This window comes from Lacrimispora sp., from assembly GCF_031982545.1.
GTDB lineage: Bacteria > Bacillota > Clostridia > Lachnospirales > Lachnospiraceae > Lacrimispora.
Genome location: NZ_DALYXB010000004.1, coordinates 333,970 through 360,712, shown reverse-complemented (window position 1 = coordinate 360,712; position 26,743 = coordinate 333,970). Strand labels below are relative to the sequence as shown.

The following is a 26,743-nucleotide window of genomic DNA, read 5'->3' as shown; positions in this document are numbered from 1 at the left end:
AAGGTGCAGACCTTAATGAATTTAAGACCAGAAGAGATCAGTTCCGTCATCAAGGAACAGATTCAAAGATATTCAACGAAGCTGGAAGTCTCTGATGTCGGTACAGTCATTCAGGTAGCGGACGGTATTGCCCGTATTCACGGTCTTGAGAATGCAATGCAGGGAGAGCTTCTGGAATTTCCAGGAGAAATCTACGGCATGGTTCTCAACCTGGAGGAAGACAACGTTGGTGCAGTTTTACTTGGTGCCGGCGCGATCAGTGAAGGCGATACAGTAAAAACTACCGGACGAGTGGTAGAGGTTCCGGTAGGAGATGCTCTGACCGGGCGTGTAGTCAATGCCCTTGGTCAGCCGATCGATGGAAAAGGACCGATTCAGACAGACAAGTTCCGTAAAATTGAGCGTGTTGCTCACGGCGTTATCGACAGAAAATCAGTAGACACCCCGCTTCAGACCGGTATTAAGGCGATTGATGCCATGATCCCCATCGGAAGAGGCCAAAGAGAGCTGATTATCGGGGACCGTCAGACAGGAAAGACAGCCATAGCTCTTGATACCATCATTAATCAGAAGGGACAGGGCGTGCACTGTATCTATGTAGCCATCGGTCAGAAATCATCTACCGTTGCGACTATCGTTAAAACACTGGAAGAGTACGGCGCTATGGATTACACCACCATCGTGGTATCCACTGCTTCCGACTTAGCTCCTCTTCAGTATATCGCACCTTACTCCGGCTGCGCAATCGGAGAAGAGTGGATGGAGAATGGTGGAGATGTGCTTGTTATCTATGATGATTTAAGTAAACATGCAGCAGCTTACCGTACCCTGTCACTTCTTCTTAAGAGACCGCCGGGCCGTGAAGCTTATCCTGGAGATGTATTCTATCTTCATTCCAGACTTCTGGAACGTGCTTCCAGACTTTCCGATGAGTTAGGCGGAGGTTCCTTAACCGCACTTCCGATTATTGAGACTCAGGCAGGCGATGTATCGGCTTACATTCCGACCAATGTTATTTCCATCACAGATGGTCAGATTTATCTGGAGACAGAGATGTTTAACTCAGGATTCCGTCCTGCGATCAACGCAGGTCTTTCCGTATCCCGAGTTGGTGGATCTGCTCAGATTAAGGCGATGAAAAAGATCGCCGCTCCCATCCGTGTGGAGCTGGCTCAGTACAGAGAACTTGCAAGCTTTGCCCAGTTTGGTTCCGAGCTTGACAAGGAGACAACCGAGCAGCTGGCACAGGGCGAGAGAATCAGGGAAGTATTAAAGCAGGGTCAGTATCAGCCAATTCCGGTTGAATATCAGATCATCATTATCTTTGCAGCCACGAGAAAACTGCTTTTGGATATTCCAACAGCGAAAATCCTCGACTTTGAGAAGGCTTTAAGAAGCTTTATTGACAGCAAATATTCTGAGATTCCTGCAAGTATCCGTGAAACAAAACAGATTACACCTGAGACAGAAGAACTGTTGGTGAAAGCGATCAATGAGTGCAAAGCAGGTGTTTTTTAAAGGCAGGTGAAAATCATGGCATCCATAAGGGATATCAAACGAAGAAGAGATAGTATTCAAAGTACCGAACAGATTACCAAAGCCATGAAACTCATATCTACCGTTAAACTGCAGAAATCCAGAGCAAAAGCGGAAGCTTCCAAGCCTTATTATGATATGATGTACGATACCATAAACTCCATGCTTAGAAAGTCCGGAGCAATTGAGCATAAGTATTTAAAGGCAGGTGATTCCAAACGGAAGGCAGTGATAGTGATTACTTCCAACAGGGGTCTTGCCGGCGGATACAACAGCAACATTGCAAAGCTTGTCCTTCAGGATGAACGGTTAGAACCGGAGCTTACGGATATCTATGCGATCGGACGAAAAGGCAAGGAATCACTTGGTAAAAAGGGCTATCACATTGCTCAGGATTATTCCGAAGTGATTAATGAGCCTATTTACCGCGATGCTGCTGACATAACCATGGAGCTTTTGGATGCATTCGGACAAAACCGGATTGGAGAGATCTATCTGGTTTATACTTCATTTAAAAATACAGTGACACAGATCCCTACCTTAAAAAAACTTCTTCCTGTTGAGATGGCAGAGGGAAGTGAAAAAACGGATCTGGCGCTTATGAACTATGAGCCGAATGAAGATGAGGTTCTGGATTCCATTATTCCCAAATATATGAGCAGTCTGATTTACGGCGCTTTATTAGAGGCTGTAGCCAGTGAGAACGGAGCCAGAATGACTGCCATGGATTCTGCGACCAATAATGCGGAAGATATGATAGAAGAGCTTGGGCTGATTTATAACAGGGCAAGACAGGGTTCCATTACCCAGGAACTTACCGAAATTATAGCCGGTGCCAATGCAATATCATAACTGTTCGGTAAGTGAAGCAAGCCGAACTTCCTTAATAAACAATGAAATATAAATAAAGGAGAAACAAGATGGCAGAACAAAATATTGGTAAGATCACCCAGATCATCGGTGCCGTACTGGATATCAAGTTCAGCCAGGGCAAGCTGCCGGACATCAATGAAGCCATTGATATTACCACAAAAGACGGCGGCAGACTGGTTGTAGAAGTATCCCAGCATCTTGGCGATGATACCGTAAGATGTATCGCCATGGGCACAACCGATGGACTGGTACGTGGTATGGAAGCTGCAGCAACAGGCGCTCCTATTACCGTGCCGGTTGGAGAAGAAACTCTGGGACGTATCTTTAACGTTCTGGGTGATCCAATCGATAAGAAACCAGCACCGGAAGTAAAAGAGTATTTCCCAATTCACAGACCAGCTCCCACCTTTGCGGAGCAGTTAACGGAAACGGAAATTCTGGAGACCGGAATCAAAGTAGTTGATCTTCTCTGTCCTTATCAGAAGGGCGGTAAGATCGGACTGTTTGGCGGTGCCGGAGTTGGAAAAACCGTATTAATTCAGGAATTAATCCGTAACATTGCCACAGAGCACGGCGGATATTCCGTATTTACGGGAGTTGGCGAGAGAACCCGTGAAGGAAATGACTTATATCACGAAATGCAGGAATCAGGCGTTATTAATAAAACAACCATGGTATTTGGCCAGATGAACGAACCACCGGGCGCACGTATGAGAGTGGGTCTGACCGGACTTACCATGGCAGAATATTTCCGTGACCAGGGTGGTAAGGATGTTCTTTTATTCATCGACAACATCTTCCGTTTTACCCAGGCAGGTTCTGAGGTATCCGCACTTCTTGGACGTATGCCTTCAGCTGTTGGTTATCAGCCAACTCTTCAGACAGAGATGGGTGCACTTCAGGAGCGTATCACATCAACGAAGAACGGTTCTATCACCTCTGTTCAGGCAGTTTACGTGCCTGCAGATGACTTAACTGACCCGGCTCCGGCTAATACCTTCGCTCATCTTGATGCAACCACGGTTCTTGACCGTTCCATCGTAGAGCTTGGTATCTATCCCGCAGTTGATCCCCTTGGATCTACATCCAGAATTCTTGATCCCCGTATAGTGGGTGAAGAGCATTACCGTGTTGCCCGTGGTGTGCAGGAAGTTCTTCAGAAGTACAAAGAGCTTCAGGATATCATCGCCATGCTTGGTATGGATGAGCTTTCTGAGGAAGATAAGCTGACAGTTGCACGTGCAAGAAAGATTCAGAGATTCTTATCCCAGCCTTTCTTCGTTGCAGGCCAGTTTACCGGTCTGGAGGGACGTTACGTGCCTCTTGCTGATACCATTCAGGGCTTTAAGGAGATTCTGGAAGGAAAGCATGATAATATACCAGAAAGCTATTTCTTAAATGCAGGTAGCATCGATGACGTTCTTGCCCGCGTGAAAAAATAGGGGGTAGGAAGATGGCTGATTTATTCAAACTGCAGATCATAACTCCCGAACGGAAGTTTTATGAGGGAGAGGCCTCCATGGTAGAACTCACTACGACTGAAGGTGAAATCGGTGTATACCGGGGACATATTCCAATGACGGCTATTGTAGCACCGGGAATCTTAAAAATTCACGAAGCTGGCGGCATAAAAGAAGCTGCTCTGATGTCTGGATTTCTTGAGATTTTACCGGAGAAAATTGTTATTATGGCTGAAGTGGCTGAGTGGCCGGAGGAGATCGATATAAACCGTGCGGAAGAGGCAAAGGTTCGTGCAGAACGCCGCTTGAAAGAGCAGAGCGGAGAAATCGATATAGTAAGAGCGGAAACAGCGCTGAAAAAGGCACTGGTAAGAATTTCGCTTACGAAATAACAAAAAGGGATTTGAACCGATTTAACTGGTTTGAGTCCCTTTTTTGTGGAAGAATGAGGGGGAAATGCCCCTGAATGTGGATTATCTGCCAAAATTATGCTATACTATGGAACAGATAAAACGAAATAGGGAGAATGTATTATGAAAGAAACATCATTAGTTATTATGGCAGCCGGAATCGGGAGCCGGTTTGGCGGCGGAATCAAACAGCTGGAACCAGTTGGACCCAGTGGCGAGATCATAATGGACTATTCCATTTATGATGCTTTGAATGCAGGCTTTAACAAAATTGTATTTATCATCCGCAAAGATCTGGAACAGGATTTTAAAGAGATTATTGGCAACCGGATTGAAAAGATCGCACCGGTGGAGTATGCGTTCCAGGAACTTGATGATCTGCCGGCGGGCTTTCATAAGCCGGAAGAAAGAACCAAACCCTGGGGAACAGGACAGGCAATTCTGTGTGCGAAACATGTGATACAGGAGCCGTTTGCGGTAATCAATGCAGATGACTATTATGGAAAAGAAGGGTTTGTAAAGATTCATGATTATCTGGTGAACCAGATGGATCCGGATGCCAGACCATTTGATCTGTGCATGAGCGGGTTTATCCTGGGCAATACCTTAAGCGAAAACGGAGGTGTGACCAGAGGAGTATGTCAGGTGGGGTCTGACGGTGTCTTAGAGAAAGTGACGGAGACCTATGAACTCATTATGGACGGAGGCGAAGCTCGTGGAAGAGATGATGGGGGTGATCCGGTTAAGGTTTCTCTGGATCAGAACGTATCCATGAATATGTGGGGACTTTCACCTGCATTTTTAATGGAACTGGAGCATGGATTTCCGACATTTTTAGAGACCCTGAAGGAAGGGGACATCAAATCCGAATATCTGCTTCCTAAGATTATTGACCGGCTGATCAGCCAGGATAAAGCCAGAGTACATGTATTGGAGACCAGAGATAAATGGTTTGGAGTAACTTATAAAGAAGATAAACCAGCTGTTTCAGCGGCGATCAAAGATCTGGTTTCAAAAGGAATTTATCCAGAACGTCTTTTTTAATGGCAATATCCGAACTTTTTTATACTTCTCCGCATAGAATGGTGTTGTATAAGCTAAAAGCAGGGAGTGATAACAACCGTGCCAGGCAATCCGGACTATACTTATGGAGAGGATAATGAGAGCCTGCCCCCATACATGCTTTATGGTGACAGGAGCATCAGGGAAAGTTCTCTGGAGCCGAAGGATATCATTGCAAAGGATCTGGAATATTTACAGGGAATGTACCCGGGACATATGAAACGTCTGCAGGAATACGTCGTTTCCGCATGTGATCACCTGGATTATAAAGACAGCCCAATGTACGATGAATTCCCCGATCGTCTGTTGATTCATCAGGTTTGTGATTCCATTTGCGCAAAGATTCGTGAAGAAGGAACCATAACGGACGAATTGCTGATGGGGAACAATGAAAAGACTGAGACGGCAGCGCAGATGCAGCAAGAGCCTGCGGATTGGGAAAATGAGGAGTTAGAAAAAGCCGAACTTAATGACAGGTACTCCACATGGGGGCCTCCCGGTTGGGGCCCGCCCGGACCAAATCCTCCTGGCTGGAGACCGCCGCCCGGACCGAGGCCGCCTTACTGGGGACCCGGACCAAGACCACCTTACTGGGGACCCGGACCAAGACCCCCTTACTGGGGTCCAGGACCAGGCCCAGGCCCGAAACCACCCTACTGGGGTCCGGGACCAGGCCCGAAACCACCTTACTGGGGGCCAGGACCAGGCCCGAAGCCGCCTTATTGGGGAGCAAATCCCGGACCGCCTCAGGGCAATGGTCTGCTGGGGGATATTGTGTCAGTACTGCTTCTGAATGAAATGCACCGAAGAAGATGTAACTCCGGACGGTGCAGATAGGTAATTTAAAAGAGCGTGTTGCAAACTGTTTTTATAAATGGTTTTGCAGCACGCTCTTTATTTCATAATCTTTTTTTCAGAATAACAAATTTTTTAAATTGACTGTGCAATTTTATATGCATCCCAAACCGCTCCCATTAAATTTGATACTTTTGAGGAATCTCCAATCAGATGTACATCTGCACCACAATCTTTTATTACTTCGTATAAAGATTTATCACTGATGTATCCGATACTTGTGATAATTGTGTCGGCTTCTAATTCAATAACGGTGCCGTTTTCTTCAAACTTAACACCTTTTGATGTTATTTCAATAACTTTTGCATTGGTATGAATACCAATGTTATAAGTTGATACAAGATTCTGGAGCATGGTTTTATTGGCAGAATTTAAGCCCTGTACTTGTAGAATTTCAGGTAACATTTCCAGTATTTCCACTTGTTTATCTTTATCTTTTGTCAGACTATAGCCAATTTCAACGCCAGTAAGTCCTCCGCCTATAACAACCACTTTATCACCAATGGGTTTAGCCTCCAATAATGCCTCCACTGCAGTGATCACTCTTTCGGAATTTGCTCCTTCTACATTTAAGTTTCTTGCAGTAGAACCGGTTGCAACAAAAATAGAATCTGGATTAGAAGCCTGAATGGTGTTTTCATCCACTTCTGTGTTCATATGAACAGTTACACCAGTATCTTTCAGCTGTTTCACATACCATTGTATTAACTTTTTATCCTCTTCTTTAAAACTCATAGAAGAAGCAGGAATGAAAACACCGCCGAGATTATCTGTACGTTCGTATAAATCCACTTTGTGGCCTCTGAGTGCACTGATTCTTGCAGCTTCCATACCGCTTATACCGCCGCCGATGACCATGATATTCTTTTTCACATCAGCAGGCTTAATTTCATCTTTTCTTTCCTGGCCAACCTGGGGATTAATTGCACATGACGTATTTTTACCAGAGAAAAATCTCTCCAGACAGCCTGCATGACATCCGATGCAGGGTCTGATATCATCAAAATGCTGGGTTTGTACTTTATTTACCCATTCCGAGTCAGCAAGAAGTGCCCGACCAATAGAAATAGCATCAATGCTTCCACTGGCAACCGCTTCCGCTGATATTTCAGGATCATCCATTTTACCTGCACATATTACAGGAATAGTAACAGATTTCTTTATATACTGTGCATCAGCCAGGTTACAGGCTTTTGGCATATATACCGGAGGGTGTGCAAAATACCAGGATTCATATGTTCCATTGTCTGAATCTAAAGCATCGTAACCAGCATCCTGAAGAATCTTTGCTATTTTAGCACTCTCTTCTAAATCACGTCCATATTCTACATAGTCCTCCCCGGGAAGAGCACCTTTATCAATGCCAAATCCTTTCATATAGCTCTTAACACTGTATCTTATTAAAACCGGAAAATCTTTTCCGCATTTTTCCTTTATAGCCTGTACTGTTTCTGTAGCATAGCGAAGCCTGTTTTCTAGGCTTCCGCCATATTGGTCTGTACGACGATTGGTACATTCCATAGAAAACTGATCCATTAAGTATCCTTCATGAAGCGCATGAACCTCCACCCCATCAAAGCCTGCTTTTTTTGCCACATAAGCACCATCGGCATAAGATTGTATTAGAAATTGAACTTCTTCTGTTGTTAATGCACGATGCATAATTTCGGGATGCCATACATTGGGATTTTCTGATGAGGAAATAGGATCATTATCCATAAAAAAACCGTCTTTACGATTTCTGCCGGCGCCGTTTGCTATTTGGAGTACAATTTTAGCGCCATACTTATGTACTTCGTCGGTTAGCTTTTTGTTGGATTCAATATAAGAGTCACCAGCTGTAGCTAATGTAGCACGCATTGCATCCAGTTTGTTTTGACAGGCAATACCTGTTGTTACAATTAGTCCTACTCCTCCCTTAGCGCGTGCAACGTATAAATCAATAGCATCCTGATTAAAGCTTCCGTCTGGATTTTTTGAATGTAAACCCATTGGCGCCATCGCTATTCTGTTTTTCACTTCCATAGTGCCTATTTTCATAGGCTGAAATAATGCATTAATGTCACCTTTCATAAAAAACACCTCTCTCTTATAAGCAATAATTAGTTTTGTATACCGCGGTATACTATCATTGTATACCGCGGTATACAATGTGTCAATATTTTGTCAAAGATTATTTTGTTTATCATTAAAAGTGTGATATAATGCTTTGCGTAAGAAATAGATTGCTGAAAAGGTTTATAAATACCGGAGGGATAAATTTGATAGAAAATATAAAACATACAATTTTAAATAATGCGATTAATCTTTTTATGAAGAATGGTTTTGATAATGTGACTATCAATGAAATTTGTGTAGCCTCCCAAATTACGAAGAGGACATTTTATTATCATTATGAGTCTAAGAATACTCTTCTTTTGGATTACTTCTCTTTAGTTGATGAGAATATAAAAACTTCACTGGAGGATATTGATGAGGAAACAACATGGCTCGAAAAATGTTGGAGGGTCAAAGAAATCTTTGTAAAAGGCATCGCAAATTTAAATACCGATATATTAAAAAATTTAATTAAAATTGATATAGAACAGCAAAACGAGATGTTCAGCTTTAAGTTAAATAATTTTGACCCTAATTTGACCAAATTGCGTCATATGGTTATCGAATATACACATAAGGCACAGGAAGCAGGGGAGATTGACCCCAATGCATCAGCAGAAGAATTATCATATTGTTTTGCTTCTGCATTCTTAGGTCTTGCTGTAAACTGGAGTTCAACAGGAGGACAGTATGATCTGGTAGAAGCGGCCAAAAAATACTTCTATCAAATATATAAATAAACTATGAATCCTGAATCAGGGGTTGTATCATGGCTTGAAATTCACCATTTAACGAATGTTTAAGAAAGTTTTCATTGTAGTTTTGTTCATTATTGTTTACAATAAAGAAGATCAAAACTGGGAAAATAAAGGATGTTTTATATGAATCGTTTGGCTAAAAAGATTGGTATTTTATCTGTGGTATTCGTAATGGCTATCGCAGTTTATTTTATGTGGAATCAGAGAAATACAGAAAAAAATGATGTTATGGTGTATACCTCCATGGATGAGGCAGCCCTTCCTGTTGTATATGCGGACATGTACGGAAGAAAGATGAATCTTCTTCATGGCTATGTTCAGGATATGGCACAGACAGTATCAAGGGAGGCTCTTACTGTTCTTCCCCAGGACCGGAATTTAAACCTTGGGATTGCAGATTATAACGGCACTATAACCGGTATACAGTATGAAGTGCGCAGTCTTGATTTAAGCCGCCTTGTGGAACGCACCAGCCTAAGCAAATGGGACCAGGAAGAAGGAGTCGTAAAGGCATCTCTTCCCATACAGAATCTTCTGACAAAAGACAAGGAATATATACTGGTTCTTACGCTGGATACTTCGGATAACGGAACACTTTATTATTACACCCGGATCATGTGGACAGACAGTACCAATGCGAAGGATATGATTGATTTTGCAGTTGATTTTACAACAAAGACATTTAACTATGACCAGGCAAGGGATCTGACCACTTATCTGGAGACCAGTAATACGGAGGATAATAGTTCTCTCGGTCATGTTTCCATACGGTCCAGTTTTTCCCAGCTCACCTGGGGAGGAATGTCTATGAAACCGGTTGGAGAAATCCGAACCACTCTGAAAGATCTGGAGGGTGTGATGTGCAGCGTCAGTCTGGAGTACCAGGTGGAGCGGGCCGGCGACGGAGTCGATTCAGAGCTGTATGAGGTGGAAGATACCTATACGATGAAATGGGACAGCCGCCGAATTTATCTGATGGACTTTGAACGGAATACCAATCAGATATTCTCCGGACAGAAAGAACTGTTTTCTGGAAAACGAATCACACTTGGGATCACCAATGCAGATGAAGTGCAGACAAAGAAAAGTCCTGGGGGAAATTGTATTGCTTATGGAATAAATCGGGATTTATGGACCTACGATCAGAAACAGGGTCATGCAGTAAAAGTGTTTTCATTCCGGAGCGGGACCGATGATGGTCTTCGCAGCGGTTATAACCAGCATGACATCAAAGTTCTTTCCGTAAGCGACAACGGGGATGTGGATTTTCTGGTCTACGGATATATGAACCGGGGGATACATGAAGGGAGCATGGGGATCGCTCTCTACCGGTACAGCAGCGGTGAGAATGCCATAGGGGAACGGTTCTTTACACCGGTCACCTCATCCTTTGAGATGCTGAAAGAAGAGGTGGGCCAGCTTTCTCATTTGGGAACCAATGGAATGCTCTATCTTATGGCCGGCAGGTCTGTTTATGGAATTGATTTAAACAGCAACGAATATATGGTGCTGGCAGATTCTGTTTCTGAGGGAGGCTATGCGGTCAGCAGTACAGAGCGCCATTTTGCATGGCAGGAAGGAAATGACGTTTTCGGTGCCAGTGTGATTCATCTGATGGATCTGGATACCGGAATTAAAAGAGAAATCAGCGGAGGAGAGGACAACCGTTTTCGTCCTTTGGGCTTTGTAGGCGATGATTTCATATATGGAATAGCGAAAAACGGTGATATCTGGTCTCAAAACGGCAGGGTTCTTGATGCTCCCATGTACCGGATTGAGATTATGGATCAAGGTGGTTCGATTGTTAAGAAATATGAACAGGATCAGTCTTATATTGCAGATGTGACCGTAGATGGAAGCCGGATTCACTTAACCCAGGTACTTAAAAACGACAGCCAGTCCTATTCGGTCTCCAGGCAGGACACCATTGTCTGCAATCAGGAGATTTCCAATGAAGAATTAAAGGGAATCGGCTGGTATGCTTCAGAGGACCGCAAAAAGATTTATTTTGTCCAGCTGGATCAGGAAGCATCCAGCCGGGATGTAACCATTGCAGTGCCAAAAAAGGTGGCTTATGAAACGACCGAGGTGGTTGAGTTAAAGAGCCGGCCTAAAAGTCAGGATAACAGATATCTGGCATATGCAGGAGGTCATTATCTGGGAAGCAGCAGAAATTTTATTAAGGCGCTTCAGCTTGCCTATGATAAGATGGGAATTGTGACTGACCAGAATCAGCAGATTTTGTGGAACCGGGTGAACCGGTCTCCTGTTAAAACCATGAAAGATCCATTGAAGAAAGGTGCAGCTTTTAACCGGAATCTGTCAGGCTTTGCAGATGATGGTGTCATGGATGGAGTCTTTATGATTGATGCCAGGGGCGCCACCTTAAATCAGATTCTTTATTTTATCGGCCAGGGGTGTCCGGTTGCCGCCTATACAGGTCAGGGAGGGTATGTGCTTATCTCAGGCTATGACCAGTATAATGTCACACTATATAATCCGGAAACGAAGGATAGTCAGAAAATGGGCCTGAATGATGCCTCTGCTTACTTCTCGGGCCTTGGAAATGATTTTATCTGCGGAGTAATAATGGAATAAGAAAATGCGTTCTCTTTACAAATCCGTAAGATATGTTATAATCATGAAAGGCGAATGTTAAAAATTAAGAGAATTGTAATAGATAAAAGGATAGTCAGAGGTGTGAAATGGAGCAGTATATTATGAAAGGCGGTAATCCCCTGGTCGGAGAAGTGACCATTGGAGGAGCCAAGAATGCCGCTTTGGGAATTCTTGCAGCAGCTATCATGACAGATGAGGATGTGCTGATTGATAATCTGCCTGATGTAAGAGATATTAACGTATTACTGGAAGCAATCGAGGAAATCGGAGCCACAGTAGAGCGGATAGACAGACATACGGTCCGAATTAATGGACATACAATCCGTGAAGTATCGGTTGATGATGAATATATCCGCAGAATCAGAGCTTCGTATTATTTTATCGGAGCCATGCTTGGCAAATACAAAAGTGCACAGGTTCCTCTTCCAGGAGGCTGTAACATCGGAAGCAGACCAATTGACCAGCATTTAAAGGGCTTTCGTGCTCTGGGTGCCGACGTAAAGATTGAACGGGGAGCAGTAATCGTTCACGCCATTGATCTGGTAGCCAGCCATATCTATCTTGATGTGGTAAGCGTAGGCGCAACCATCAATATTATGATGGCGGCAACTCTTGCAGAAGGACAGACCATTCTGGAGAACGTGGCGAAGGAACCTCACGTCGTAGACGTGGCTAACTTTTTAAACAGTATGGGCGCCAACATTAAGGGAGCCGGAACCGACACCATCCGAATCAAAGGTGTTTCCAGACTTCACGGTACAGAATATTCCATTATTCCCGATCAGATTGAGGCTGGTACATTTATGTGTGCAGCAGCAATTACACGGGGAGATGTCATGGTGAAGAATGTTATTCCAAAGCACCTGGAAGCCATTTCGGCCAAGCTTCTGGAGATGGGTTGTGAAGTGGTGGAATTCGACGACGCAGTCCGTGTAGTAGGGAAAACCAATCAGAAGCATACCGATATTAAAACACTTCCCTATCCGGGATTTCCAACTGATATGCAGCCTCAGATGGCAGTAACACTTGCTCTGGCAGGCGGTACCAGTGTGGTAACTGAGAGTATATTTGAGAACCGCTTCCGCTATGTGGATGAGCTTTCCCGCATGGGTGCCAACGTAAAGGTGGAAGGCAACGTGGCTGTCATTGACGGCGTAACCGGTTTAACCGGAGCCTTTGTGAACGCACCTGATTTAAGAGCAGGGGCAGCATTGGTGATTGCCGGTCTTGCAGCAGACGGATATACTGTAGTAGATGAAATTGGTTATATACAAAGAGGTTATGAATGCTTTGAAGATAAGCTTCAGGGTCTGGGAGCCATGATTGAAAAAGTGGACTCAGAAAAAGAAGCTCAGAAATTTAAATTAAAAGTAGGATAGGCGGGGGCTTCCCCCGCCGTTTTGCTTGACAGGAGGATGGGGCTATGGAAATAAAGAAGAAACCGGTGCTTGTTATTATGGCAGCGGGGATGGGCAGCCGGTACGGCGGATTAAAACAGATTGATCCGGTGGATGCCCATGGAAACAAGATTATTGATTTTTCTATTTACGATGCAGTAGAGGCAGGCTTTGAAAAGGTGGTTTTCATCATTAAGAAAGCCATTGAGAAAGAGTTTAAAGAACATGTCGGTGACCGCATGGCAGCTCACGTAAAGGTGGAATATGTCTATCAGGAGCTTTTTAAACTGCCTGACGGATTTGAGGTACCGGACGGACGGGTAAAACCCTGGGGAACGGGTCATGCCATCCTTTGCTGTGAGGAAGTAATAGATGGTCCTTTTGCCGTGATTAATGCTGATGATTATTATGGAAAAAGTGCTTTTCAATCTGTTTTCAACTTCTTATCCCAGGTTCAGGACGAGAATAAATACCAGTTTTCCATGGTTGGCTATAAGCTCTATAACACGCTGACAGAGAACGGCCATGTTGCAAGAGGTGTATGCACGGTTTCGGAACATGGATTACTCACCGATATCTGTGAGAGAACCAGAATAGAAAAACATGGAGAGAGGGCGGAGTTTACGGAAGATGATGGTGCAACCTGGACCGGTCTTTCCGAAGATACGCTTGTATCCATGAATTTATGGGGATTTACCAGAAGTATATTAACGGAACTAAAAGAACGGTTCCCTGTCTTTCTAAACAAAGAATTCAAAGAGAATCCTCTTAAATGTGAATACTTTCTTCCCTTTGTGGTAGATGAGCTGCTAAAAGAAGAAAAAGCAGAGGTAACTGTTTTAAAGAGTACAGACCGCTGGTATGGTGTCACTTATCAGGAAGATAAACAGACGGTAGTGGACGCAATTGCAGGTTTTAAAGCCGCTGGTCTTTACCCCGAAAAGCTTTGGGACTGACCTGTCAGAAAAAATACTGGACTATTGACATATGCCCGTTATTAGAGTAAAATGGAAAAGCAGGTATCATAACTGCTAAAATTGAATAACAAATGAAAAGTCGTAATATCCCTTATTCAGAGTGATGGAGATACAAAGGATCTGTGAAGTCACGGCAACCCCAGTCGGTTTTGTGGTTTTTAACCATAAGAAACGTCCGGAAGGTGCCAACCTGAGCGAGAAATCGAGCAATAAGAGGATTTGATACAAATATGAATCAAGTCCGCGTTGCTGCGGACTTTTCTTTTTGTTATTCCCCCATGTAAAGCAGAGGAGGAAATGACAACATGGAAAAATTATTATTTACATCAGAATCCGTTACTGAAGGACATCCGGATAAAATGTGTGATCAGATTTCAGATGCAATTCTTGATGAGATGTTAAAACAGGACCCCATGAGCAGGGTAGCCTGTGAGACCTGTACTACCACCGGTCTTGTTATGGTTATGGGTGAGATCACAACCCAGGCATATGTGGACATTCAGAAAGTAGTGCGTGAAACGGTAAGAGAAATTGGTTATGACCGTGCAAAATATGGTTTTGACTGTGACACCTGCGGTGTGATTGTTGCTCTTGATGAACAGTCCCAGGATATCGCTATGGGTGTAGACCGTGCTCTCGAAGCAAAAGAAAACAAGATGTCAGACAAAGAAATTGATGCCATCGGAGCCGGAGATCAGGGTATGATGTTCGGTTACGCCAGCAACGAAACAGAAGAATATATGCCATATCCCATTGCACTGGCTCATAAGCTGGCACTTCAGCTGACAAAAGTCCGTAAGAACGGAACGTTAACGTATCTTCGTCCCGATGGAAAAACCCAGGTGACGGTAGAGTACGATGAGAACGGCAAGCCTCTTCGCCTTGATGCGGTGGTATTATCTACCCAGCATGATGAAGATGTCAGCCAGGAACAGATTCACAAAGATATTAAAAAATATGTATTTGATGAGATCATTCCTGCGGAACTGGTTGATGATCATACTAAATTTTTTATTAATCCTACCGGCCGCTTTGTAATTGGCGGACCTCATGGAGACAGCGGTCTTACCGGTCGTAAGATCATTGTAGACACCTATGGCGGTTATGCACGTCACGGCGGTGGAGCATTCTCCGGAAAGGATTGCACCAAGGTAGACCGTTCAGCCGCTTATGCAGCCCGTTATGTTGCAAAGAACATTGTGGCAGCAGGCCTTGCCGATAAGTGCGAGATTCAGCTGTCCTATGCCATCGGAGTTGCTCACCCTACATCCATCATGGTTGATACCTTTGGAACCGGTAAACTAAGTAATGAAAAGCTGGTTGAGATTGTCCGGGAAAACTTTGACTTACGGCCGGCTGGAATTATTAAGATGCTGGATTTACGCCGTCCGATTTATAAGCAGACTGCTGCTTATGGTCATTTTGGAAGAAACGATTTGGATCTGCCATGGGAGAAGCTTGATAAGGTTTCCCTTTTAAAAGCTTATTTATAGTTATAACATGAGAAAGATGCCGCGAGACAGCTGATATACAGCTGGGAGCGGCATCTTTTTTTATGGCGAAACAGACAGCTGACTATGGTTTTTAATATTTGGCGCTAAAACTAGCGCCAAATCCCAGTTACTTCGTGTTGAAATCTTAAGTTCACATTGATTATAATAGGGCTATGAAAAGGAATTGATTGGCCAATCATACCTTCCACGGATCACACAGTAAATACTATATCATAAAGTGAGGGTATGTAATATGAAAGAGAAGGTACAAGTATTTGGCCGCTTTTTAAGCGGTATGGTCATGCCGAACATCGGTGCATTTATTGCATGGGGGCTGATTACGGCATTGTTTATCCCAACGGGCTGGTATCCCAATGAAGCCATCGGAGCACTGGTTTCTCCTATGGCCAGCATGCTTCTGCCGCTTTTAATCGCCTATACGGGCGGTACGGTTGTTTATGGTCAGAGGGGCGGCGTGATCGGCGCGATCACAGCCATGGGAGTGATCGTTGGATCCAGTATTCCAATGTTTATGGGGGCAATGATCGTGGGTCCGGTCAGCGCCTGGGTACTAAAGCAGTTTGATCGGAGAATAGAGAAGAAGATCCCTGCCGGTTTTGAGATGTTGATTAATAACTTTTCCCTGGGCATTATCGGTGCTATCTTAACAGCGATTGCCTTAAAGGGAGTTGCGCCTGTTGTAGAGGTTTTGAACCGGGTGATGGAATCAGGGGTCGGGTTCTTTGTGGATCATAAACTGCTGCCTCTGGCAAGCGTCTTTATTGAACCTGCCAAGGTCCTGTTTTTAAACAATGCCGTCAACCACGGGATTCTTTCTCCTATGGGAATCCAGCAGGTAGAGGAAGTGGGGAAATCCATATTCTTTCTACTGGAGGCAAACCCTGGACCTGGACTTGGCATTTTACTGGCATATTGTATCGCTGGTAAGGGATATGCCAAGAGCTCAGCACCCGGCGCAATCATCATTCACTTTTTAGGAGGGATCCATGAGATTTATTTCCCTTATATCCTGATGAATCCTCTTTTACTTCTGGCGGCGATTGCAGGAGGGGCCAGTGGGATTTTTGTCTTCCAGATTCTGGGTGTGGGACTGATCTCACCGGCATCTCCCGGAAGTATTCTGGCTATTCTTGCAATGACACCCAAAGGCGGATACTTTGGTACCCTGGCAGGTGTTACGGTAGCTGCTGTTGTTTCCTTCTTTGTGGCACTTCCTCTGCTCCGGTTTACAGGAAAGAGCGGAGATCTGGATGAAATGAAAGATATGGTGAATAAGATGAAGCAGGAGTCAAAAGGAAATCAGACAGCGGAGATCAAAACGGTATATAATGGTAATATTAAAAAAATCGTATTTGCCTGTGACGCAGGCATGGGTTCCAGCGCAATGGGAGCTACAGTCTTGAAAAAAAAGCTGGCAGCAGCAGGATTTGGAGATATTTTAGTGGTTCACTCGCCTGTATCTTCGATCCCCCAGGATGCCCAGATCGTGGTAACCCATAAGGAATTAAAGGAGCGTGCGGCTCACAGCAATCCGGATGCACAGCTGGTTCTGATTACAAATTTTATGGCAGCTCCGGAATATGACCAGCTGGTGGAATCATTAAAAGAAAATTAGTTAAATTCATCGCGAAACTACTGCCTTTCATCTGATTGTAAACCATGTTATAATACTTACAAAAATATATAATGGGTTTAAAAGGGGAATTTCACAGATGAAATTAGCGGGGAAAGTACTGAAGTATTACAGCAGGGTGATTGCTGAATGCATACCTCTTTTTGTGACAGCAGGACTGCTGTCAGCCTTTTCGGCAGGCATATTCCAGAATGAGCACCTGTATGAAATGTCCAAAATTTTATCTTCTCTGGTGATTCCGGTGTTTATGGGATATAAGGCAGGTACTGTGTGCGGCGGGGAGGTCGGCGGGTTAGCCGGCACCCTTGCCGCTTCTGTTGTTGTTATGGCAGAGCCTGCCTCTTCCATGATTCTGTCTGTAATGGTAGGCAGTATGGCCGGGTTTCTATGCAGGAAGGGGTTAGACCGGATCAAAAATTGGATTCCTTCCGGTTTTGAGATGCTCTTTAGCAATTTATATTTAGCATCTTTAGGGCTGCTTGCCGGAGGCGCTGCCTATCTTTTGGTAATACCGGAGGCAGAGTGGCTGTTGGGATTTTTAGGAAATGGTTTATCTTTTATGATAGACAGGGGAATCATCCCTTTTATCAGCTTTATAGTAGAGCCGTTAAAAATTATTTTCTTTAATAACTGGATTAATCACGGCTTTTTTCTGCCGCTGGGATTGGAACAGTTAAAAACCCAGGAGAGTTCCATATTGTTTCTTTTGGAGACCAATCCCGGACCGGGATTGGGCATTCTTCTTGCTTATGCCCTGGTTCACCCCAATATGAGAAAAACAATGGTTTCCAGCCTTATTATACAATCTCTGGGAGGCATTCATGAGGTTTATTTCCCCTATATCCTGTCAGATATCCGGTTATTGGCCGGCGCCATAGCCGGAAGCATTGCGGGAAATTACTGTTTCATGATGACAGGCAGCGGACTTCTGGGACCGGCTTCCCCTGGAAGCATCATTACCATAATGATTATGGCGGATAAAAAGCATTGGCTGGGGATTGTTATGGGGATTTTTATTTCCGCCGCTGTGGCCTGCCTTGTATCCTGCCTGATTCTGCTGGGAAACAGGGGTAAATCATGTGCTGATATAGAAAAGGAACAAAAGGATGAAGTGATGCCAATGAGAATGGAACATGCAAAAATATATTTTGTCTGCGATGTAGGAATGGGATCCAGCGCCATGGCCAGTGCACTTTTTAAGAAGAGACTGAGACTGGAAGGCTTAACAGGGATAGAGGTATTTCATGTGTCCGCTGACCGGATTCCGGCTGATGCAGATGCAGTTGTCTGCCAGAAGGATTTTGCCCGGACTTTGCCTCAAATTCATATTCCGTGCTTTACGGTGGACAATTTAACAGATATGTCTGGTTATAAGGAACTCCTGAACTGGTTAATGGGAGGTGGATAATATGGGAGGCAGTGATTTTACGCCCAGAATGCAGCAAATCGTTCTGGCTTTGATTAAAGAACAGGGGCCGGTTCCTGTAAAACGGCTTGCAGACCAGATCCGTATCAGCAAAAGAACAGTGCAAAGGGAGCTGGAGTATATTCCCAGGGCGCTGAAGAAATACGGACTGACTTTTTGCTCCAAAACCGGGACTGGTATCTGGCTGGAAGGAGACAGGACTCAGATCGAAGCGTTAAAGGACGAACTTGAAGCGGATAATGCCCTTGATGTTTCGGACCGGATTGAACGCCAGAAGCGTCTGATCCTGGAAATTCTCAAGGATAAGACGTTAAAGAAACTGTATTATTACAGTGATATATTTGGGGTAAGCGAGGCTACCGTCAGCTCGGATTTAGAAGCGGTGAAAGAGTGGTTTCACAGATATCATCTGGAGATTAAGAGAAAACCGGGTTACGGTGTGTTTATTGAGGGCAGTGAACGGGATTTTCGCAGGGCTCTCCGGGTTTTTATCGATGAAAACATTCATACAGAGATGATACAGGGGATGTATGAAGACAGAAACCAGACCGTGTTAAATGTAATTCAAAATAAGAGTGAGAGAAACATTTACAGAATCCTGGATGATGATATTGTAAAGCGGGTGACTGCCTGTATTTTAAGGATAAGAGATAAGCGTATTCTGAATCTGACCCAGGATTCCTATCTTGGTCTGGTGATCCATGTGGCAATTGCCGTAAACCGGATCCGCCGCCAGGAGATCATTGAAGAAAATCCCATAATGGCGGATTTTTTGCAGAAAGACCAGGATTATGATCTTGCGGAAACCATAACCAAATCTCTGGAAGAAGAATTCCGGATTCAGATTCCGGAAATTGAATGTGCCTATATCTGCCTGCATATCAAAGGCTCTAAGATTCAGCAGCTGAATATTGATGAGAAGTCAAAAAGTGAAATAGAGGAATCCAGGGAGCTGTGGGAGGTGGTCAATGAAATGATTGACTGCTATAACGACGGCATGGCGTATTTACTGAAGCAGGATGAAGAATTTGTAATCCAGGGACTGATTGCCCATCTAAAACCCACTCTGGTTCGCCTTGCCAATGGTATGAAGATCCAGAATCCTTTGCTGGAGCAGATCAAACGGGATTATCCGGCCATATTTGATCGGTGCAGAACCGTTGCCAGAGTAATTGAAGACCGATACGGATATGAGGTGCCGGAGCCGGAGATCGGATTTCTTGCCGTACACTTTGGCGCGGCTGAAGTCCGTATGGAAAGCAGAAAGGAAAACCGTAGAAAGGTGAATATAGGGATCGTCTGCGCCAGCGGAATCGGGATTTCCCGGCTTATGTCTTCCAGAATTGCCAGAGATTTTTCGGACAGGGTGGAGCTGTCTGTTTATGGTATGACGGACTTATCACCCTATGTGTTAAACAAGACAGATTTCTTTGTATCTACGGTACCGTTAAAAGAAGAGGCAGACATCCTGTATGTAAGTCCTCTGCTTTCCATGGAAGAAATGGAACGGATTGCCGGGAAGGTGCGACAATGTGAATATATGCCCAAAAAGCAGGATAACAAGGAGTTTACCATACAGCTGGATCAGGTGAATTTTATGGCGGTCCAGATCAAAAATGTGATCAGGCTCATGGAGTATCAGCGGGTAGACAATGGGATCACCTTTGAGGAGCTTTTAATAGCTGTCAGCGAAAAGCTGGCTTCCTATCCGGAACGTCAGATCATGATACAGGAGGATTTAATGAGGAGAGAACGGCTTTGCAGCCAGATTTTCCCTGATTTAAACTTTGCCCTGCTTCATGCCAGGACGGAAGGGGCAGGTAAGCCGGTATTTTCGGTCTGCCAGACAAAAGACGGAACGCCATTTTCTGATCCATATTTTAAAGGAGTATGTGTTGTGCTGGTCATGCTGGTTCCAAAAGATGACCACACAGCAGAAAACAGTGAAATCCTGGGTGTCTTAAGCGAGCGACTGATTGAGGAAGAGGAGTTTTTAAAAGCTGTCAGGCATGGAGGAAAAGAGGAAATAAGAGCATTTGTTTCCCTGTATTTGAATCAATATTTCAGACATTATCTGGATAAAATCTGAGGAATAAAAACAGGAAAGCCGGGTCCATAAAGGACCTGGCCTTTCTTGTGCTTTTTAATTTTGGCATCATCTGATGACGCCAAATGCCATTTTGTTTTCGTTGAAAAACATAAGATAGGAACCCTATAATTTAATAGAACACCAGCGAAGGAGGGGAACAGCGTGTTTGGATACGGGAAAAAAAATGAAGAAAAGAATACAGAACTTTTGGAACTTGGGAATATCCGCCTGAATTGCAGATCCGGAGAAAAAGATACAGTCATAAGGGAAGTGGGGAGAATGCTTTGCGAAAGTGGCTGCGTGGATGAATCCTATATAGAGGCAATGCTTCGGCGGGAACTGACCTTTCCAACGAATATCGGCAATGGAATTGCACTTCCTCACGGTGTAGAGGAAGCCAAAAAAAACATCAGACGTTCCGGTATTGCAGTCATGGTATTTCCTGATGGAACAGACTGGGGAGGAGAGACGGTAAAACTGGTTATAGGAATTGCAGGAGCAGGAGAGGAGCATTTGGAAATACTTTCTGTCATTGCACAGTGTCTTGCTGATCCGGACGATGTGGACCGGATTACCAGGTGCAGTGCGAAGGAGATCTATACCATGTTTACCGGAAAGGGGTGTTCTGAATGATTGTTACAGTAACCATGAATCCAGCCATTGATAAAACAGTGGATATTGGAAAATTTGAACGGGGAGATTTAAACAGAATAAAGCGGGTGGAAATTGATGCCGGGGGAAAAGGCATTAACGTTTCCAAAACAATCAGAGAATTAGGAGGGGAAAGTATTGCCACAGGTTTTGTGGGAGGAACCAGCGGCACCATCATCAGACAGGTTCTGACTGATCTGGGGATCAGGGACGATTTCGTGGACGTAAAAGGGGAGACGAGAACGAATTTAAAGGTGGTGGAGGAAACCGGTGAGGTAACAGAGCTTAATGAGCCTGGACCGGAAGTATCTAAGGAACAGCTTAACGATCTTCTTAACAAGCTGGAAGGTTATGCAAATCCAGATACCCTGTTTGTGCTGGCAGGAAGCATACCGGCGGGAATACAAACGGATATATACAGAAAAATTACGGAACAGGTCCACCAAAAAGGTGCAAAGGTTTTGCTGGATGCAGACGGCGTGCTTTTTTCAGAATCCTTAAAAGGAAAGCCGGATATGTTAAAGCCCAACCGCTCAGAACTGGAACGTTATTATCAGATGGATTACAGGGCTTCCGAACAGGAACTGGTTTCCATGGGAGAGAAACTTCTTGATCAGGGAGTGTCCATGGCTGCAATCTCTCTTGGGCAAATGGGTGCCATTTTTTTAACAGATAAAAAACGGTATCGTTGTCCCGGACTTCGGGTAAAAGCCCATTCCACTGTTGGCGCCGGTGATGCTCTGGTCGCAGCCATGGCATACAGCTGGGATGAAAAGCTCCCCCTTGAAACCTGTATCCGTTTATGCATGGGGGCTTCAGCAGGCGCGGTCACCAGCATAGGAACCAAGCCGCCTAAACGTAGCCTGGTGGATGAACTGATGGAGCGGGTAGAACTGTTGGAGATTTAATACTAAAATTCATGAATAGGCTGGAGGCTGGAACTATGAAAACAAAAGCGGTAAGAATGTACGGTGCAGATGACTTAAGACTGGAGGAGTTTGAACTTCCTCCGATTAAGGAAAATGAGATTCTTGTAAAAATTGTTAGCGACAGTATCTGTATGTCCACCTACAAGCTGGTAAAGCAGGGGAAAAAGCATAAAAGAGCACCTCAGAACATGGATACCAATCCAGTCATTGTGGGTCATGAGTGTGCGGGGCTGATTGTGGAAGTTGGGAACAAGTGGAAGGACCAGTTTCGGCCGGGGCAGAAGTTTTCTCTGCAGCCAGCCTTAAACTACAAGGGAAAGCTGGATTCGCCGGGATATTCCTATGAATTCTGCGGAGGAGCCTGTACTTACTGTATTATGCCTAACGAGGTTATGGAGCTGGGGTGTCTTCTTGATTATACAGGGGAGAGCTTTTTTGAAGCATCCCTGGGAGAGCCAATGAGCTGTATCATTGGTGGATTTCATGCCAATTATCATACCAACAAAAGAAATTACGATCATGCCATGGGAACCAGAGCAGACGGTAATATCCTGATTATGGGAGGCTGCGGCCCCATGGGACTGGGAGCAGTCAGTTATGGATTGCAGTTTGAAAATAAACCAAAAAGAATTGTGGTAACGGATATCAGCGAGGAGCGGATTGCCCGGGCAAAGGAAGTTATTTCGGAAGAGTCTGCTTTGGAGAGAGGAATTGAGCTCCGCTATGTTAATACAGCTATTATGGCTGATGCCGTTTCGGAACTTATGGCATTTACGGAAGGACATGGATATGATGATGTATTTGTGTATGTACCTGTGAAGGAGGTAGCACAGATGGGAGATAAACTCCTTGCATTTGACGGCTGCATGAACTTTTTCGCCGGACCTTCTGACAGCCAGTTTAAGGCGGAAATCAATCTTTATAACTGTCATTATACAAGTACACACATCATGGGAACGACTGGCGGTAATACAGATGATCTGGTAGAGGCCAATCAGCTGTCAGCCGAAGGAGCCATTGAAGCAGCTGTTATGGTAACCCATGTGGGAGGAATTGACAGCATTGCAGAGGCGACTAAGAATCTGCCTTCCATTCCCGGAGGAAAAAAACTTACCTATACCCAATTCGATCTGCCTTTAACGGCCATTGACGATTTTGAAGAACTGGGAAAGACTGATCCGCTTTTTAAAAAGCTCAGTGAATCCTGTGGTGCCCATAAGGGATTATGGAATCGGGAGGCAGAAAAAATTCTTTTTGATCATTTTGGTATTGATCCAGATGAATTATAAATAAATACAAAGCAGGGATCGTTGGTCGTAAGTGATTTTAAAACTTATGAATCAACGGTTCCTGTTTTTTTATGTATAAAAATAGTAATATCATTTATTTTACATAATGCCTTAAATTTTAGAATTGTTTTATAAATTTTGAGAGCTATGTGTGTTATAATACCTTTACGTAATATTAATTTTTTGTTATAAATCAAAGATAACGTGGGAGAGACGAAAAGGTGAAACTAAAATTAAGAACACGCCTGGTCGTAGCGTTTATAATCATAACGGTCGTTCCTCTGACCATGATTTTTGCAGTGGTGGCAGGTCTTGGAAGTTATCAGATGAAAGCATTCCGCAAAGCCTACAACTTAACGGAGCATGTAGATCTATTATCCGGCAATTCCCTGCAGATATTTAACCGTTTAACCAGAGAAACTCAAAAAGAGATCAGCAGGATATTACAAAGTGACCCTGACCAGTTTAATGATCAGGATTTTTTGCAGAAGCTCAATGATAATCTGGCATCTAAATATGCCTATATGATTGTGCGAAAAGGGAATACTCTGATTTATGACGGCAACAGCCATATTACTCAGGGGATTTTTGAACAGCTGCCCAAGTATGAGGAGGTAGACAGCACCCTTGACGGAGCCATTTATCTGGATGGGGAGACACAGCATCTGGTGAAGCAGATGGACTTCCTGTATTCAGACCAGGAGACGGGAAGTGTTTTTATCGTATCCAACGTAGACGGACTTCTGCCTGAAATCAAGGTTATGATGGCGGAGATGCTGTTTGCAGCCATTATGATCATATTATTTACGGATGCGATTTTAATGATGTGGGTATACCGGTCCGTAGTAAGTCCTCTGGGACGGCTGCAGGTAGCCACGAAAAAGATCAAGGATGGGAATCTGGATTTTAATCTGGAAGTAGAGAATGATGACGAGATCGGTCAGCTCTGCCAGGATTTTGAAGAGATGAGAATCCGTTTAAAGGAATCAGCAGAGGAAAAGGTTCAGTACGACAAGGAGAACAAGGAACTGATCAGTAACATTTCCCATGATTTAAAGACTCCCATTACCGCCATTAAAGGATATGTGGAGGGAATTATGGATGGGGTTGCCTCTTCCCCTGAGAAGTTAGACCGTTATATCCGGACAATCTACAACAAAGCCAACGACATGGATAAGCTGATTGATGAGCTGACCTTTTATTCCAAGATCGATACCAATAAGATTCCTTATACGTTTTCCAAAATCAATGTGTCCAATTATTTTGGTGACTGCATCGATGAGGTAGGTCTGGAGATGGAGGCAAGAAGTATTGAGCTTGGTTATTTTAATTATGTAGATGAAGATGTTATCATTATAGCGGATGCGGAGCAGATGCGAAGAGTCATTAACAACATCGTCAGCAACTCAGTAAAGTATATGGATAAGAAAAACGGAATTATTAATATCAGGATCAAGGATGTAGGTGATTTTATTCAGGTGGAAATTGAAGACAACGGAAAAGGAATTCCGGCGAAGGACTTACCAAGTATTTTTGACCGCTTCTACCGGACTGATTCCTCGCGGAATTCTTCCCAGGGCGGAAGTGGAATTGGTTTATCCATTGTCAAAAAGATCATTGAGGATCACGGAGGCAGAATCTGGGCCACCAGCAAAGAAGGAATTGGAACTGAAATACACTTTGTTTTAAGAAAATACCAGGAGGTCATGCAGGAATGAGCAGAATATTGATTGTGGAAGACGAAGAGAGCATCGCAGAGCTGGAGAAAGATTATCTTGAGTTAAGCGGTTTTGAAGTTGAGATTGAGAATGACGGAGAAGAAGGGCTTAAACTGGCACTCCATGAGGATTTTGATTTACTCATACTGGATCTCATGCTTCCTGGAGTGGATGGATTTGAGATATGCAGGAAGGTTCGTGAAGTGAAAAACACTCCCATTATTATGGTTTCTGCTAAAAAAGAGGACATCGATAAAATCAGGGGACTTGGACTGGGTGCTGATGATTATATTACAAAACCCTTTTCTCCCAGCGAGATGGTTGCCCGGGTAAAGGCTCATCTCGCCCGCTATGAGCGGCTGATTGGCAGCGGTATGCCGGATAATGAGATAATCGAGATCCGCGGACTTAAGATCGATAAGACGGCAAGGCGAGTATGGGTGAATGGGGAAGAGAAGAACTTTACTACCAAGGAATTCGATCTGCTTACATTCCTGGCTCAGAACCCAAACCATGTTTATACGAAAGAAGAGCTGTTTAATAAGATCTGGGATATGGAATCCATCGGAGACATCGCCACAGTTACGGTTCATATTAAAAAGATCAGGGAAAAAATTGAATTCAACACGGCGAAACCTCAGTATATAGAGACAATCTGGGGCGTAGGTTACCGCTTTAAGGTGTAATGATGAAGGAAAAACTATACGAGATTCCCCTAAATGATGCGATGGCTGCTGCTGATGAATGTCCATTTTGCTATTTGGAGCGCAAAGGGGAAGAAGAGCTGATGGACTTCGTACTCGGGTCCTGTGCCTCCTATATGGAGAGTGATACCAGAGAGAAAACCGACTGTGCAGGCTTTTGCCGAACCCATCAGAAGCGGATGTTTGATTACGGCAATGCCCTGGGCAATGGGTGGGTATTAAAAACCTATTACAAGAAGATGATATCAGAAATGCAGGAAGTATTTAAGAACTTTTCCCCCGGTAAAAAATCTCTGAAGGACCGGATCACTGGCAGGAAGACAGAGGAAAATTCCATATGCAGCTGGATTGAGGGCAAAGAGAAGACCTGCTATATCTGCGACAGGTCTTCGGCGGTTTATGACCGCTACATCGCTACGTTTTATCATCTGTATAAAAAAGATGCTTCCTTTTCTGAAAAGCTGAAGAAAAGCAAAGGTTTTTGTCTCCATCACTTCGGAGACCTGTTAAGAGAGTCAGACCGGTATTTAAATGACGAAGAACGGACTGGGCTGTATTCTGTGATTTTCCCACTGATGCTTAAAAACATGGAACGGGTTTCCGGTGACATAGACTGGTTTATTGAAAAGTATGATTATTTAAACCGGGATGCAGACTGGAAGCAGTCAAAGGATGCTGTTCAGCGGGGGATGCAAAAGATCAGGGGAGGATACCCTGCTGACCCTCCCTATAAGCAGAAATAGTCT

At 44.1% G+C, this 26,743-nt stretch carries 21 protein-coding genes and 1 riboswitch; of the genes, 20 read left to right on the top strand and 1 reads right to left on the bottom strand.

The genetic code is table 11. The annotated features are described in order from the left end of the window. The first annotated feature begins 15 nt into the window (after nucleotides 1–15). The 6 genes from atpA (at nucleotide 16) to ABS301_RS09245 (ending at nucleotide 6,178) form a co-directional block, all read left to right on the top strand. Nucleotides 16–1,518: a F0F1 ATP synthase subunit alpha gene (gene atpA / locus ABS301_RS09270; RefSeq protein ID WP_349671955.1), complete on the top strand. Its 1,503-nt coding sequence runs from the start codon at nucleotides 16–18 to the stop codon at nucleotides 1,516–1,518. Nucleotides 1,519–1,533: 15 nt separating this feature from the next. Then, entirely contained in the window at nucleotides 1,534–2,388 is an 855-nt protein-coding gene (gene atpG, locus ABS301_RS09265) for an ATP synthase F1 subunit gamma (RefSeq protein ID WP_349671954.1), read from the top strand. Nucleotides 2,389–2,456: 68 nt separating this feature from the next. Further along, nucleotides 2,457–3,851, top strand: a complete 1,395-nt coding sequence (atpD, locus tag ABS301_RS09260; RefSeq protein WP_349671953.1) for a F0F1 ATP synthase subunit beta — start codon at nucleotides 2,457–2,459, stop codon at nucleotides 3,849–3,851. 11 nt (nucleotides 3,852–3,862) lie between these two features. Further along, nucleotides 3,863–4,261: an ATP synthase F1 subunit epsilon gene (atpC, locus tag ABS301_RS09255; RefSeq protein WP_349671952.1), complete on the top strand. Its 399-nt coding sequence runs from the start codon at nucleotides 3,863–3,865 to the stop codon at nucleotides 4,259–4,261. A 141-nt stretch (nucleotides 4,262–4,402) separates the two neighbouring features. Further along, entirely contained in the window at nucleotides 4,403–5,323 is a 921-nt protein-coding gene (locus tag ABS301_RS09250) for a sugar phosphate nucleotidyltransferase (protein ID WP_349671951.1), read from the top strand. Between the two features lie 78 nt (nucleotides 5,324–5,401). Continuing rightward, complete coding sequence (locus ABS301_RS09245; protein WP_349671950.1) at nucleotides 5,402–6,178, top strand: hypothetical protein; 777 nt, start codon at nucleotides 5,402–5,404, stop codon at nucleotides 6,176–6,178. A 93-nt stretch (nucleotides 6,179–6,271) separates the two neighbouring features. Here the strand turns inward: ABS301_RS09245 and ABS301_RS09240 are convergent, their stop codons facing one another. Then, complete coding sequence (locus ABS301_RS09240; protein ID WP_349671949.1) at nucleotides 6,272–8,269, bottom strand: oxidoreductase; 1,998 nt, start codon at nucleotides 8,267–8,269, stop codon at nucleotides 6,272–6,274. Nucleotides 8,270–8,457: 188 nt separating this feature from the next. Between ABS301_RS09240 and ABS301_RS09235 the strand changes: the two genes are divergently transcribed. From ABS301_RS09235 to ABS301_RS09170, 14 genes are all read left to right on the top strand, one after another. Then, nucleotides 8,458–9,033 (top strand): TetR/AcrR family transcriptional regulator, encoded by a 576-nt coding sequence (locus tag ABS301_RS09235; RefSeq protein ID WP_349671948.1) that lies wholly within the window; start codon nucleotides 8,458–8,460, stop codon nucleotides 9,031–9,033. Nucleotides 9,034–9,174: 141 nt separating this feature from the next. Continuing rightward, a complete protein-coding gene (locus tag ABS301_RS09230; protein ID WP_349671947.1) occupies nucleotides 9,175–11,649 on the top strand; it encodes a hypothetical protein in 2,475 nt (824 codons plus the stop codon). Between the two features lie 107 nt (nucleotides 11,650–11,756). Further along, entirely contained in the window at nucleotides 11,757–13,049 is a 1,293-nt protein-coding gene (gene murA, locus ABS301_RS09225) for a UDP-N-acetylglucosamine 1-carboxyvinyltransferase (protein WP_349671946.1), read from the top strand. 50 nt (nucleotides 13,050–13,099) lie between these two features. Continuing rightward, entirely contained in the window at nucleotides 13,100–14,023 is a 924-nt protein-coding gene (locus tag ABS301_RS09220; RefSeq protein ID WP_349671987.1) for a nucleotidyltransferase family protein, read from the top strand. Between the two features lie 109 nt (nucleotides 14,024–14,132). Next, nucleotides 14,133–14,260, top strand: a riboswitch (SAM riboswitch). A gap of 89 nt (nucleotides 14,261–14,349) precedes the next feature. Further along, complete coding sequence (metK, locus tag ABS301_RS09215) at nucleotides 14,350–15,537, top strand: methionine adenosyltransferase (protein ID WP_277409513.1); 1,188 nt, start codon at nucleotides 14,350–14,352, stop codon at nucleotides 15,535–15,537. A 253-nt stretch (nucleotides 15,538–15,790) separates the two neighbouring features. Then, a complete protein-coding gene (locus tag ABS301_RS09210) occupies nucleotides 15,791–17,173 on the top strand; it encodes a PTS mannitol transporter subunit IIBC (protein WP_349671945.1) in 1,383 nt (460 codons plus the stop codon). Between the two features lie 97 nt (nucleotides 17,174–17,270). Continuing rightward, entirely contained in the window at nucleotides 17,271–18,599 is a 1,329-nt protein-coding gene (locus ABS301_RS09205; protein ID WP_349671944.1) for a PTS sugar transporter subunit IIBC family protein, read from the top strand. A 1-nt stretch (nucleotide 18,600) separates the two neighbouring features. Continuing rightward, nucleotides 18,601–20,706, top strand: coding sequence for a BglG family transcription antiterminator (locus ABS301_RS09200; RefSeq protein ID WP_349671943.1), 2,106 nt, complete (start codon nucleotides 18,601–18,603; stop codon nucleotides 20,704–20,706). Nucleotides 20,707–20,868: 162 nt separating this feature from the next. Continuing rightward, entirely contained in the window at nucleotides 20,869–21,339 is a 471-nt protein-coding gene (locus ABS301_RS09195; protein WP_349671942.1) for a PTS mannitol transporter subunit IIA, read from the top strand. After that, nucleotides 21,336–22,265: a 1-phosphofructokinase gene (pfkB, locus tag ABS301_RS09190; protein ID WP_349671941.1), complete on the top strand. Its 930-nt coding sequence runs from the start codon at nucleotides 21,336–21,338 to the stop codon at nucleotides 22,263–22,265. The genes ABS301_RS09195 and pfkB overlap by 4 nt, the downstream gene beginning before the upstream one ends. 35 nt (nucleotides 22,266–22,300) lie before the next feature. Then, nucleotides 22,301–23,575 carry a zinc-binding dehydrogenase gene (locus ABS301_RS09185; protein ID WP_349671940.1) on the top strand — a complete coding sequence of 425 codons (1,275 nt, stop codon included), beginning with the start codon at nucleotides 22,301–22,303 and terminating at the stop codon, nucleotides 23,573–23,575. A 287-nt stretch (nucleotides 23,576–23,862) separates the two neighbouring features. Further along, entirely contained in the window at nucleotides 23,863–25,293 is a 1,431-nt protein-coding gene (locus tag ABS301_RS09180; protein ID WP_349671986.1) for a sensor histidine kinase, read from the top strand. After that, nucleotides 25,290–25,979, top strand: coding sequence for a response regulator transcription factor (locus ABS301_RS09175; protein ID WP_349671939.1), 690 nt, complete (start codon nucleotides 25,290–25,292; stop codon nucleotides 25,977–25,979). The genes ABS301_RS09180 and ABS301_RS09175 overlap by 4 nt, the downstream gene beginning before the upstream one ends. Nucleotides 25,980–25,981: 2 nt before the next feature. After that, nucleotides 25,982–26,740 carry a DUF6062 family protein gene (locus ABS301_RS09170; RefSeq protein ID WP_349671938.1) on the top strand — a complete coding sequence of 253 codons (759 nt, stop codon included), beginning with the start codon at nucleotides 25,982–25,984 and terminating at the stop codon, nucleotides 26,738–26,740. Nucleotides 26,741–26,743: the final 3 nt, after the last annotated feature.